This window comes from Parasutterella sp., assembly GCF_057870745.1.
Map to the genome: position 1 here is coordinate 1 of NZ_DBMALT010000057.1, position 12,986 is coordinate 12,986.

Consider the following 12,986-nt stretch of genomic DNA (forward strand, 5'->3'; position numbering starts at 1 on the left):
TGCAACGTTAAACGCGTTATGGCTGAGGCGGTCAAATGGGGAACAAAGAAGGCACGCATCAACTCCATTTCTCCGGGAATCATCGTTACGCCGTTGGCCCTTGATGAGTTCAACGGACCGAGAGGCAACTTCTATAAGGAGATGTTTGCGAAGTGTCCGGCAGGAAGACCTGGTACTGCTGACGAAGTTGCAGATTTAGCCCAGCTCATCATGGATCCGAGAAGTTCCTTCATCACCGGCTCTGACTTTTTGATTGACGGGGGTGCTACGGCTTCTTATTTCTACGGTCCGCTGCAGCCTAAGGCCTGAGTAGTTCTTCGAAATCGGAGCATTGCACAAAAAAATCTTTTTCTATATAATCGCATCTCCTGTGTGCCGGTATAGCTCAGTTGGTAGAGCAGCGCATTCGTAATGCGAAGGTCGGAGGTTCGACTCCTCTTACCGGCACCACAGAGAAAATGCCTAGGTGGTGAAATGGTAGACACAGGGGACTCAAAATCCCCCGCCTAATAAGCGTGAGAGTTCGAATCTCTCCCTAGGCACCAAGAACACCCAAAACCGAGCCAAAGTTGCTCGGTTTTTTCTTTATAAATCAAATAGTTAGGCCACTTCGGCGCCGGTGTCAAAAACAAGCTAGAAGCGGGAAAACCGTGCTTTAAAAAGGTTAAAAAGTAGGTTACCATCTTTTTGTCTACCTACCATTTTTCACTTTTTTGAGGCATTTTATGCGTGCGATTTCCGACCCTAACGAGCTCAAAATACTAACCTCGTTAAAACAAAAAAGAGGTTATAACCCACAAAACAAAGATAAGATCGTAAAACTCCAATTAAGCGGATATAAGGGTTTATACGCAGAGTTGAGAGGAGAGAACTTAAGGTTTTTCTTACGATACACAAAAGCTAACGGCAAAAAAACCGACAGAGTTTATAAAGGCTTATCCCTTAGTCAGATAACATCTTCTGCCCTTCCCTATGATCGGGAGTTAATTGCAAAAGGGCTTGATCCCATCGAAGAGCAGAAAAAAGCTCGTCAGCAAGCGGCTAAGCTTGCGGAAGATAACAAAAAGCAAAAAATTACGTTTGAAGATGTCTACCTTCAGTGGAAGGGCTACGCCCAGAAGAAGACGTTAAGTAAATATGCTGTCTCAACGGAAGAAAGTTACAAAGCCCTTAGAGACATGAATCGTTATTTTCACGTTTTTGAAAAACACATACTCCCATCACTTGCAAAAACCCCAATTTATTCAATCACCAGCTACCACCTCACGGAAATTTTCGCACCGCTTTATTCTGAGCATTACGCAACTGCTAATAAGTGCGCAACTCCCTTAGGTGATATTTTTTCTTGGTACGAACGGGAAACTAAAGGCGAATTTAAAACTCCGATCACTTCAAGTTTTGCGATTAATCTCAGAGACAGTAGAAAAGAAGGAATAGGGAAAACCAAAAATTTCAATGCACCTGATTACAGGGCGTTGCCCGTTATTTTTGGCCATTTAAACTCTGACCGATACGAAAACAATACTTCTGCCTTGGTAACTCAATTCTGCATTTTGACCGCTTGCAGAGGTCAGGCAATCCGCAAACTTCAATGGGAAAATGTTCATTTGAATGATGACTATACGGGTTATTTCATTATTCCCAAAGAGGACAACAAAATTAAAGACGCTCCGAAAGAATTAAGGACGGTTTACTTTGGGAGTATGGTCGGTGCACTTCTCACAAACTTAAAAGACAAGCAAATAGCACTCGCACCCGCAATTAAATACGTTTTTCCGAATAAGTATCGGAAAGACTGGGCGGAAAACCCCAAACCATTGGGCGAGAATGCAATCAATACCTTCATGCGCAAAACTTTCCACGTCAATGAACTTAAAGAAGGTTATTTTTGGAAAGATGCAGACAATGAAAAAGATGGGTTAATTCATACTCACGCAACTTCAAGAGCCTGTTTTCAGACATGGGCGCTTGAACAAAAAGACCCTAAAACAGGCTTACCGCGCTATTCAAAAGAGCTAACGGAGGCTTGCTTACTCCATGCAAAAGCCGATCAATACAAAGGCGCTTATGACCGCTCAAGAGTATCGGAAGAAGAGCTGTACAGAATCAAGGGAGACTGGGAGGAATATATCTTTTCGTATGAACTTGCCTGTTCAAAAATCCTTCCTGTATTGGACAATCCGATAGCTATGGGAAACTTACGGGATGAAGAAGCGGAAATTGAGCAATTAGAAAAACAAGGGCAACCTGTTGAGGAAAGCGAAGACCTGAAAAGCTACCGAATTTATGAACGCGGTCTTATCGCCCTAACGAAAGCGCAGGATGATTTTAAGAAGTACGGAGGTGAAGCACTTCTTAAGAAGCTGGAAAAACAGAAGAAAAAATAGCCTAAAAGTAATCAATCGAACAAGGCGAAACGCCTTCTAAAAATATTCAGTTAATTCCAGTCCTTTAAAAAGGGCTGGAATTTTTTTTGATTATTTTACCTGAAAAATATTCAAAAAGTTTTTCTACTTATTAAGAGAAAAATTATTCTGAATATTTTTAATGCCTAACTTATTGTTTACTATGATATTTTCTTAAAATGTACAAAAATAACAGTTAATATTCTGATGTCCTTACAAAGTAAGGACGGTAAATAAATATTTTTATTATTCCGAAGGCGGGGGCGAGCGAAGCGAGCCCCCGCCCTTCCTTCTCTAATCCTCAGAATGAGTTATTTCTAACATCAATTCATCTAATTGTTCAGCAACTGATTTCCCTCTACTGCCACGGTAAATTAACGAACCGTCGCTTTCCCTTTCCCAAGAAAGACCATCTTCTTTTGGGGCGAGCGATAGCGAGCCCCCAGCCCTTTTCTCTTTCCTCAATTCTTCAGCCTTTTCTCTTTCGATAGTTTTCTTATTCTTGCTTCCCTTCGGGCGTCCTCTTCCTCTTTTCGGCGCACTGGGCGCATCAGGCGCAATAACTTTTGCCTTGGGTTTTGGCCCTGTTTTTCTCTTGATAATCTTCTCAATTCGTCCCGTTTCAGCATTGAATCGAGCTTTTTTCTCCAAGCCAAAATCCTTTATCAGCTCGTCTATTACTTCAACGACTTCCCTTTTACGTTCTCCAATCTTGCCAGCGCCTTTTTGCGCAACCAGCGCATTGTTAAGCAACTCCTTCAAAAGCTCAATTTCGGCGAGATAATAGTCTCTGTAATCAATTTCCGGGTTTTCATCTTCCGATTGATGTTGCAGATAGCTCAAGCGGTCAGAAATCAAATCATCTCTACAAAACCACCTCAAAATAAAGAGGCTTTCTTCAATGAATTTCTTCTCTTCCGTGTGCATTGCTTGAATACGTTCATTTAGAGAGGCTTGAACTTTCGCAAGGGCAACAGCCGAACACTCTGATAAATCCTCAATCCTCTGATCTTCGGAAAAACACTTCTTGTATCCTTCCAAAGAAGAAATCTCGGGATTACGTTTTTTCGATCTTGTCAAAACGTTCTTAACCACAGAATCTTGAAAAGCAGAACCTAACCCCTTCAACGTCTCAACTTTTGCTTTTATTCCAGCCTCATAACTCAAATCAAACAGGCCGAACAGATTCAAGAAATTCACATAACCCAACTTGCGGATTGATTCAATCAAAAAGGCGTCGGTAAAGAAAACGCCTCTATTCTGTCCGTAACCTTCATACACTTCGGAAATCTTCGAACCCTTGTATTTGCTTGCTTTCCCATAATTCTCTTTGGAAATCCACTCATCCCAACGCGGGGCTTCAGTCTTGAAGCCGTAACGCATTTTTTTCAATGAACTCAGACAGGGATTCAAGACCTTTTCACCTGTTGCAGTCGTTTCCTCTTTCCAAACCCGAGTTACTTCATTCCTAACCTTCGGAAGCTCTTTTTGAAAAAGTCTTATTTTTTCATTTTCAAAATTGAGTTTCACTGCCTTATAGAGCATATCTTCGCTCTTTCCATGCTTCTCAGCATTATCTTTCATCCATTTTTGGGTGTAATCGTTATTCAGTCCAGCTTCAACGACTGCAACCGCATCGGCAATATGTTCGTTATAGGAAAGTGCGGTTTGGCTTCCAAAAGGTGTATCACAATCATCTTCCAAATCACGAACATGGAGCGTTAATTCTTCAGTTTTGAGACCCAAGCAATTAACCCCATACTTCTGCACCGCCCATGTAATCATCTGCTCCTTAGTCGCATTATCGGGATTACCTGTCACTGTCTTAACTTTTGATGTTGACGGCATCGAGAGACGCTTATGCGGAACAGCAGAAAACACACCACAGATAAGACCTTTCGCACTATTCAGACTTGCATCGGTAAAGGATTTATTGGAGCCATTGAATAGCTCAAAAACAATGATGTCAGGGTCTAACTTAAACCCAAATCCGCGGTAACTAAATTTTTGACTAATAAACCAATGTAACTTAAGGCCCATATTCCATGCATGGAATGCTTTCTGTTCAGTACTGTTCAAGTGAGAATACTTATCACGATCAAACTTATTAACAATCGTTCGAGTAACAAGCGGAAAAAATTCTCTCGTATCTATATCAACCAATCCATAGACCAATCCGACATGAGAGATTGACGGGTCAATACCCAATACTGTAAAATATTTGTTAATCATTTGTTTTTAAATATAAATTTAAGGGCGCTCAGGGCGCCCATTCTTTTGTTAGAACCTTAGAATATCTTCTTCTGTAAGACCCGTGATATCGACCTCGGGCCAAACCAGTTTGATGATCTCTTCTTTAGCCTCAATGAAATCCTTCCAAGGCTTGCCTTCGTAATCAAAGTTTTCGCTATCCAAACCTTGCGGGAAGACCTTCACATAGGAATCTTTCAGCCTATCGAAAGCCCATTCAAAAAGTCTTTCTGCCTCAAGAATGCTTGTACCTTTCCTAATGGCATTCATACGGACACAGTCACGGGCAAGATCATGACACTTAAGAATGAATTGAGCTTTACCAAGATATTCATACGTTGGTACACCTGACCGCTTGGCTTCTCGGTTAGCAACCTGCTTGGAATGCCATTCTTCTAAATCTTCGGGGCGATAACCAACTTTATTGTTAATTATTACTTTGGAAGGGAAACCATCGGATTTAGCTTTTCTCCAAAAAGAGGAGCGACTAACGCCGAGATACTTAGCAGAATCTTGAACAGAGAGAATTGGATTATTTTTTATAATTTCTTGTTTTTCTTGCATTTTATTTTTCTTATTGCAAAAAGGATTAAGAATAGAAGGAGCTCGATCAAGCTCCGATGTTTCATTTAGACTACTCCGATTATTATACAACAATTTGACACGTAAGTCAAGGGGTGATATAATGTTAATCACAATATCCCCTTCAAAAAAATCGAAGTCTAAAATGAAAAGGGATTGGCGCTATCTATCGCTTAAATTCCTTGGACAGATTTTTGAAAAGTCGGAAGGGGTCTAAACCTTATCTACCCCTTTTTAATCCCCAATAAGGCGCCAAATCAAGCCGTAGAGGGTATATTCCAACAAACTGTGGGTGTACTATAAATCGCACAACAGCGCTTAAAACGCTTCTACGAGCCTTACAAGGGCGTTCCTCATTCCCGGCGCCGGTATTCATTCACAATAATAACAACAACGAGAAAGAACAATGTCAGCATTAAGCCCGAGACAAAAAGCATTTGTAGAAAACTTCTTAATCACTGGAAACGCAACCCAATCAGCCAAAGAAGCGGGATACTCCCCTGCTTCAGCAGGTGAACAAGGCTGTAAGCTCCTTCGGAATCCGCTTGTAACTAAAGAAATCAACGAAGCAGAACGGCTTAGAAGCTATCGGCTCAAACTTGCGCAGGATTACGAACTTCTCAAAGCGCTCGAAATCCTTGAGTACGCATTAGAGCCAAAGAAGCGATACACACAGAAAGGGGAGCCGATGACTGACCCCGAGACAGGGGAATACGTCACGACAAAAGATGTCAACGGAGCCTTAAACGCCTTGAACTTCATAGCGAAAATCAGAGGAAAATTCCTTACCGACATCATCACTGCCCCCGCTCGAATTATTCAGGGAAGACCGCTCGAAGACTGGACGGAAGAAGAACTTGCAACCATAGACACGGAAAAACTGCCAGCAAAAGAAGCTCAAACCTTGGCACTTGAACGAGCGGAAAAAGAAGCGTTATCAGTTTATTGACTTGTTAGTAACTGGAAAAAGTCTCTTATCCGCCCAATCGAATTAGATTAAAATCGCACCACCACGGAATAACGAAAACTGAAAACTTCTACCCTGAAATCTTGCGCCAATCCCTTAATTTTGGGAGTTAGCAAAGGATTACGGCGCGAGCCGTAAGGGGCCCGAAAGGGTGTAGAAACGACAAAGGCTTGGGTGCAACCAAGCCAATGTCAAATTTACAAGAGGTTAGTATGGGAAGTACTTTTTCCTCGTGGGAGATTATCTCACACAATACGGTAGTTTGGACAGGTGATGTAAATCTTGATTACAAGTTATTGCTTTTCCTAGTGTTGGTTGCGGTAATCCGCAGTAGGTTCTAACGAACAGACAAAGGCTGATTCTTGCAAAAGTTTCGGCCTTTTGCGTATTTTCCATTCACAAAAAAAAGGGAATCCCTCCGCGCTTGCTAGGCACACGGAGGGATTAACTTCAATTGAGTACCACTCCGAAAAGAGACAGTACTATCGGCTTTAACCCAAGCCGATTAGGGTTTCTAAGTCAGATTAGAAGTTATGAACTACACCAACTGCGAACGAAAAGCCGTTGTATCTAAGGGCGTCTTTCTGTGACATGGCCTTGGTAACATCTTTCTTGAGAGCCTTAGAACCGTCAGCATATCCCGCATAAGCGTATGTCAAAGTGCGCTTGCTAAGAGGATATTCATAAGCGGCATTCAATGTCCAAGCGCGACGTTTATCTTCTGCACCCTGAGCGGCACCATCATTCTTACCGAGGAGATAACGAGCACCAAGTTTTGCTGTGCCACCAGCGACTTTAACAGCTGAAGACAGACCGAATACATGATCTTTGATGCCTTCGTCCTGCCAGTTATACTGATAAGCAAACATCGGTGTCCAAGAGCCAAGGTCGTAGCCCAAGCCGAGGTTAATTAAATAAGCTGTGTTGGAATTTGCGGTTGCGGCAACGCCTTTATTATCGACCGCTTCAAAAATCAAGCTATTCTTAAATCCGCCGAGGGTGTACTGAGCGCCAATACCATAATAATGAATATTGTCAGACCATTTAGCACCGTCTTCGTTAGTACCGTTGGAGTACATAGCGCTGAGCTTAAACCCAGCAAATTCAGGAGAAACATAAGCAACAGCATTATTCAAACGGCCATTGCCTTTTGCAAAATTTGTCCAAGAACCTGCGTCGTAACTCGTACCGAGAGCCCAACCAGTAAGCATGTTGTTGGATTGAGCGCCACCGGCGAGGGAACCTAAGCGACCGAAACCGATCTGACCGAAGTCACCCTGAACATAAAGTTTGGATTCACGGTTGAAAGCACCAGAGACTTCTTCGCCTTTTTTGTCTTTCCACTTATTGCCGACGGAGCCGTCATCACTGTTAAAGCCCTGTTCGAGGATAAAACCAACGGAATAACCATTACCGAGGTCTTCAACGCCCTTGATACCCCAACGAGAACCACTGCGGGTACCAGATTTCATATTAACGGTAGTATCTTGGCCGCCCGCTTTTTGAACAGCGACGCCGATGTCAATAATACCGTAGAGAGTTACATTAGAAGCAGCCTGAGCTGTCAGAGAGCCGAATACCCCCCCCCATGATCATGGAGGTGATAAGAAGAGTCTTTTTCATCAGAAGTATTCCTTTAGTTAAAAATCACTATGCATTGTGAATGCGTTTGCATATTAACAACGATTTCATTTAAAAACATCAAATTTTGTTGCGCTTGAACAACAAATAAGTGTTAACCCTTAATTTATTGTATCCTATTTACAACAAATTATTCGTCTAAACAGGCTCAAGTAGAACTATCTGCCATACATAACTAAATCTAACCAGAAAAATTACTCTCAATGAAGTACACCCATTTGAGAGTTGAAAAAAGACCCGAAAAACACTCTCAAATAAGTTGATTTTTGACTTATGAGAGTGTACTATCATAATATCTAAGATTTAAATGATAGTGAGATCAAATCATGTGCGCTCTTTTAGCTTACAAGCGAGTTTCGACAATCGATCAAAACACCGCTCGCCAATTAGCCGACTTGAATCTTAAGTTTGAGAAGACCTTTGAAGACAAAGCCAGCGGGAAAGACACCAACCGCCCACAGCTGAAAGCGCTTATGGATTACATGAGAGAGGGCGATGTTGTCTATATTCATTCGCTTGACAGATTGGCCCGTAACCTTTCGGACTTACAAGCCCTTGTTAAGCACTTCACCGCCAAAGGCGTAGCTGTTCACTTCGTTAAAGAGAACTTGATCTTTTCTCCGAACGAAGAAACCAACTCTTTCAATAAGCTCCTATTCCAACTCCTTGGCTCCTTTGCAGAGTTTGAGCGGAACATGATTAAAGAACGCCAGCGGGAAGGAATTGCCAAAGCGGTAGCCAATGGCGTGTACACTGGGCGCAAACCCACGCAAGATAAGGTTTACAAGGAAACTAAGGCGCTCATTGATGCTGGGATGACGACAGCCGAAGCAATCAGACAAACAGGGATAAAGCCCGCAACCTATTACCGTTACTTAAAAAAAATCAAAGTAGGTTAATCAGTAGGTTACTTAAATTTACATGTCTGTAACCATATGATTTTACGAAACTACTAACTCTCTCCCTAGGCACCAACCCTCAAGTCTCAAGCCTGCTAGACCTTGTTTTTCAAGGTTTTTTTATTTTCACGGCATCAATATTCCTGCGCCTTTTGACCACATTAGCGGTTTTTTAACGGTTGTAAAACGGTAGTTAAAGACTTTTAATTTTAATTCCGAAGGGGTAAGGTTTTGCTTGTCCAAAGTCCTTCTACTCATCATTTTTGAGAATCAAGACTTCTGTGGCGTTAAAAGGAATTCTTTCGAATTTCAAAACAAACTCAAGGTTAGTCGCTACACAACAGAAACGACTAGAAGCTTTGCTTACCGATTTTTTATCTTTTTTATATAAACTTACGGCTAACCGCCCTTCAGTCTGTCTTGATTTTTTCAGCCAACTTCCCGTGAGGTAAAGCACACAAGATTCATTCAATCTTGGAGCTTTACTTACCACGGTTAGGCCGAAGCGCTCATAACAAGGCTCGCAATGTAACTTGAACGATTCTCGTTATTCTTCCTGGCCAAATTATCCAATCGCCGAAGAACACGAGATGGAAGACAAATATTAATTCTTTCGGTTTTATCAGACAGCTTATCTAAATCGACATCAACCATGGCAAAGATCCAACTCTTGTACTCAGGATTTTTAGCCACTTCATCAAACGAGGAAGGAGGATTGATCGGGAAACCCTCGTCTATCATGTCTTCCATCCATCCAGCAAGCGCCTCGGGTGCATTATTTAACGCTTCTTCTAACGTGTCTCCTCCAGAGTAGCAACCGGGACAGTCGGGAAAAATAACACCAAAAGCATGGGTTTCATCTCCTGGTTCAATAACACAAGGGTAACGCATAACCTCTCCTCAATCTGTAAAGAGAGGCAGGGGCAGAGCCCCCGCCCTGTAACAACTTACCTAAGCTCTAGACCAGTAACACGCCTCAAAGAAGCCAAAACCCCTTTTGATAAATCCTTAGTTGGATGTGGAACGGTGGCAATAAAGCGTACACCATCCTTTTTAAAGTTGAAATGATCCCCTCTAACACTTACGAGCACCCAGCCGTTTTGCTTAAGTATGCTGATTACCTTGGAACTATCCATGGTTTCGCTCCGTAGTAAATCAACAGTGTGTAATTATACACACTAGTAAATCTCTTTCAACCAAATAGTTTGCATAACAACGACTTCTGCAATGCAAGTCTAGGTTTAGATGTCCTTGTTTTCACTCATGTCTCAATCCCCTCAATCCTTGAGTTTAAGTGCTGATCTAAAATAACAACCATCAAAATAACAATCTCTGGGAGCAATCGTGAATCTCAAAACCGTTCAAACCCCGGCCCTTCTCCTTGACCTAGACAAGTTCACTCGGAACTGTAATTGGATGAAAGAAAAAGCAGAACGTCTGCATGTAGCGCTCCGCCCTCACCTCAAAACCGGAAAATGCATCGATTTCGCAAAGGTTCAAATGACATCCCCTTCGGGACCTGCGACTGTTTCAACTTTACTAGAAGCTGAGTATTTCTTTAATCTCGGCGTTATTGATCTTATTTATGCCGTCGGTATCTCACCGGGAAAATTCGAACGCGCCGTAAACTTAAGAGAAGCAGGCTGCGACTTGAAGGTCATCTTAGACAACAAGGAAACAGCCGAGCAGTTCAGCGGTTACTGCGAAGAAAGAAAAATCCCCTGCCCGGTTCTGATTGAAATCGACGTCGACGGACACAGATCCGGTGTTAAACCTGACTCTGATGATCTGATTGAGATCGCAAAAATTCTTCAAGGCAAAGCTTATTTCGCCGGAGTCCTCACCCATGCTGGTGACTCCTATAAATGTGTAGGACAAGCTGCTTGTCTCAAGGCTCAGGAAAATGAAAGAGATTCCCTCGTTCATTGCGCAAACCGTCTGCGTAAGGCCGGATTTGATCCGAAGATTATCTCTGCCGGATCTACTCCAACTGCCGTCTTCGCAGAATCTTGGGAGGGCGTTACAGAGGTTCGCTGCGGTGTCTATTGTCTCTTTGACTTGGTAATGGCAGGCCTGAAAGTTTGCACGATTGATCAAATCGCTTTGTCCTTGTTAGTTGAAGTCACTGGTCATCAAAAAGAAAAAGGCTGGGTCATCACGGACGGCGGATGGATGGCTCTTTCCCGCGATCGCGGGACGGCAGCTCAAGCTGTTGATCAAGGATACGGATTGGTTTGCGACATCAACGGGAACCCGATTGATGATCTCATCGTCGCTTCCGCCAACCAAGAGCACGGCATCATCACTCACCGAGACGGCCGCTTAGTTGACCCGAAGGATTTCCCGATCGGAACTCGTCTCAGAATCCTTCCGAATCATGCCTGCGCAATGGCCGCTCAGCATCCTCAGTACTTTGTCATTCGTAAGGGCAAGATCGTTGATATTTGGAACCGTATCTATGGCTGGCAGCCGAAAGGAATTTCATTATGAGAGAAGTTATTCTTCCATCTTTGCCACCTCCCAACGGCCATTACTCGCATGCTGTCATTTTTAACGGTGCCGCATATGTTTCCGGCGTCCTTCCAATGCGCGTGAAGCCGGAAGCCAGTGTCAAAGAACAGTTTGATGCTGTATTCGACGTCATCGAAGCAATCCTTAAAGAATGTGAGAGTTCTTTAGAAAAAGTAGTGAACTGCCGCATTTATATCGCTGACCTCAATGACTGGCCCGAAATCAATCGCCTTTACAGCGAACGATTCAAATCTGCTCGTCCGGCTCGAGTCGTCGTTCCTGTTAAAGAACTGCATTTCGGCTATCGCCTTGAAGTGGAATTAATGGCTGCTGTCTGACAATTTCGTTAGAGTTTCGGCCTGCTCAGGGTATTCCTTCCCGATTTAGAGCAGGCCTTTTATTTTTGTCTCTGGTTTTTGCATAAAGTGGACTCGACTCATCTATAACTCACTATGCAGCTTAATAAACATATTGCAGCTCTCTGCATCGGAACCTTTTGCCTCGGTGTTGCCGAACTCGGCATCGTGCCGGTGTTAACGGCGATCGCTAATGATTTCCATGTCACGATTCCGCAGGCCGGTCTTTACATCTCTGCGTATGCGGCAGGCGTCTGCGCCGGCATCGTCGGCCTATTAGCATTCGGGCGCAACGCGAACCTTAAAACCACACTTTTAGTTGCAGCCTGTCTGATCCTCTGCGGGAATCTAGGTGCTTCTCTGGCCCAGAACGACCTCATGATGCTCGCCGCACGTTTCGTGTCAGGTTCTCCTCACGGAATTTTCTTTGCTTTAAGCGCTGTCGTTTGTGAACGTCTCGCCGAACCCGGCAAAGCCTCTCGCGATGTCACGCTGATGGTTTTAGGTCAAACATCCGCAAATCTCGTCGGTGTACCGCTGTGATCTCTCATCGGTTTGGCCGTGAGCTGGAGGTTGATTTTCGGCTTCATAGCCGTCCTAGCGTTACTTTTAATCCTAGCTTTAACTCGCTGGCTTCCTTCCATGCCTGTTGTTAAGAAGCCGCTCTCCAACGAGCTTACGGCTCTTAAAAGCTGGCATCCTTGGTTCATCCTTTCAGGAGTCGCTATCGGCAGTGCCGGCTTCTACGCCTACTACTCCTATGCTGATCCGATCATGGCCACTATCGCCCATCTGCCGGCAGCATCCATGACCTTAATCATGTTTTTGGCAGGCGCATCGATGTTTATCGGAAACATCGTTTCGGCTCCGCTGACGAAATATTATTCGGATGTTGCATTGGTCTGCGTCGGCCAAACGCTTATTGCTATTGCTGTCTTAGGCGCTCTCTTCTATTCTCACATTCCTTGGCTGGCAATCAGTTCCATGTCCCTTGCCGCTTTCGGCTATTTTTTCATCTCCGGCCCCATGCAGGCGCTGATTATTGCCGGAGCGGGAGACGCTAAAGTGATTCTCGCGGCTTTAGGTCAGATCGCTTATAACGGCGCCAATGCGATCGGTGCCTTCCTCGGCGGAGAAGCGATCAGACATTACGGATTTGCTAATTTCAGCGCGCTGCCCGGAAGCATTCTGAGCTTTGTTTCTGCCCTTATATTTATCAGCCTATTGCTTCGATACCCACGCCGCTAGACACGAAAAATCCGGCCGAAGCCGGATTTTTTGGTGTGCTCGGCATGAGCATTCTCTATAGGGTGAAAGTCCCGAGTCTGCCCGCTAGTGGGAAAGACTAGCGAACCCCAAGGTGTCTGCAGTGATG

General features: G+C 43.8%; 11 protein-coding genes, 2 tRNA genes and 1 pseudogene. 9 read left to right on the forward strand and 5 right to left on the reverse strand.

What is annotated here, in order from left to right:
• The 4 genes from ACZND6_RS11690 to ACZND6_RS11705 form a co-directional block, all read left to right on the forward strand.
• Nucleotides 1-309 (forward strand): SDR family oxidoreductase (locus tag ACZND6_RS11690; RefSeq protein WP_489524712.1); only part of this gene is annotated, 309 nt, incomplete at its 5' end.
• 65 nt (nt 310-374) lie between these two features.
• A tRNA-Thr gene (locus ACZND6_RS11695) sits at nt 375-450 on the forward strand.
• A gap of 10 nt (nt 451-460) precedes the next feature.
• Nucleotides 461-545 (forward strand) — tRNA-Leu (locus ACZND6_RS11700).
• A 180-nt stretch (nt 546-725) separates the two neighbouring features.
• On the forward strand, nt 726-2,387 hold the full coding sequence (locus tag ACZND6_RS11705) for a tyrosine-type recombinase/integrase (protein ID WP_489524713.1): 1,662 nt from the start codon (nt 726-728) through the stop codon (nt 2,385-2,387).
• A 312-nt stretch (nt 2,388-2,699) separates the two neighbouring features.
• Here ACZND6_RS11705 and ACZND6_RS11710 read toward each other — a convergent pair whose 3' ends face one another.
• Nucleotides 2,700-4,637, reverse strand: coding sequence for a hypothetical protein (locus ACZND6_RS11710; RefSeq protein ID WP_489524714.1), 1,938 nt, complete (start codon nt 4,635-4,637; stop codon nt 2,700-2,702).
• A 48-nt stretch (nt 4,638-4,685) separates the two neighbouring features.
• Nucleotides 4,686-5,219: a helix-turn-helix transcriptional regulator gene (locus tag ACZND6_RS11715; RefSeq protein ID WP_489524715.1), complete on the reverse strand. Its 534-nt coding sequence runs from the start codon at nt 5,217-5,219 to the stop codon at nt 4,686-4,688.
• Nucleotides 5,220-5,643: 424 nt separating this feature from the next.
• Between ACZND6_RS11715 and ACZND6_RS11720 the strand changes: the two genes are divergently transcribed.
• The gene (locus ACZND6_RS11720; RefSeq protein ID WP_489524716.1) at nt 5,644-6,186 is read left to right on the forward strand and encodes a terminase small subunit; all 543 of its coding nucleotides are present in this window, start codon (nt 5,644-5,646) and stop codon (nt 6,184-6,186) included.
• Nucleotides 6,187-6,728: 542 nt separating this feature from the next.
• On the opposite strand, the gene ACZND6_RS11725 is transcribed toward ACZND6_RS11720, so the two are convergent.
• Complete coding sequence (locus ACZND6_RS11725; protein ID WP_489524717.1) at nt 6,729-7,772, reverse strand: porin; 1,044 nt, start codon at nt 7,770-7,772, stop codon at nt 6,729-6,731.
• A 399-nt stretch (nt 7,773-8,171) separates the two neighbouring features.
• Here ACZND6_RS11725 and ACZND6_RS11730 point away from each other — a divergent pair, with 399 nt between their 5' ends.
• On the forward strand, nt 8,172-8,744 hold the full coding sequence (locus ACZND6_RS11730; protein WP_302405254.1) for a recombinase family protein: 573 nt from the start codon (nt 8,172-8,174) through the stop codon (nt 8,742-8,744).
• Nucleotides 8,745-9,239: 495 nt separating this feature from the next.
• On the opposite strand, the gene ACZND6_RS11735 is transcribed toward ACZND6_RS11730, so the two are convergent.
• Nucleotides 9,240-9,635 (reverse strand): type II toxin-antitoxin system HicB family antitoxin, encoded by a 396-nt coding sequence (locus ACZND6_RS11735; protein WP_022100183.1) that lies wholly within the window; start codon nt 9,633-9,635, stop codon nt 9,240-9,242.
• Between the two features lie 56 nt (nt 9,636-9,691).
• Nucleotides 9,692-9,880: a type II toxin-antitoxin system HicA family toxin gene (locus tag ACZND6_RS11740; RefSeq protein WP_293737696.1), complete on the reverse strand. Its 189-nt coding sequence runs from the start codon at nt 9,878-9,880 to the stop codon at nt 9,692-9,694.
• 208 nt (nt 9,881-10,088) lie between these two features.
• Between ACZND6_RS11740 and ACZND6_RS11745 the strand changes: the two genes are divergently transcribed.
• The 3 genes and pseudogenes from ACZND6_RS11745 (at nt 10,089) to ACZND6_RS11755 (ending at nt 12,859) form a co-directional block, all read left to right on the forward strand.
• Nucleotides 10,089-11,234, forward strand: coding sequence for an alanine racemase (locus tag ACZND6_RS11745; protein WP_293737697.1), 1,146 nt, complete (start codon nt 10,089-10,091; stop codon nt 11,232-11,234).
• Entirely contained in the window at nt 11,231-11,593 is a 363-nt protein-coding gene (locus tag ACZND6_RS11750) for a RidA family protein (protein WP_293737698.1), read from the forward strand. Before ACZND6_RS11745 ends, ACZND6_RS11750 begins: the two co-directional genes overlap by 4 nt.
• Before the next feature lie 114 nt (nt 11,594-11,707).
• A pseudogene (locus tag ACZND6_RS11755) lies at nt 11,708-12,859 on the forward strand (MFS transporter).
• Nucleotides 12,860-12,986 lie beyond the last annotated feature (127 nt).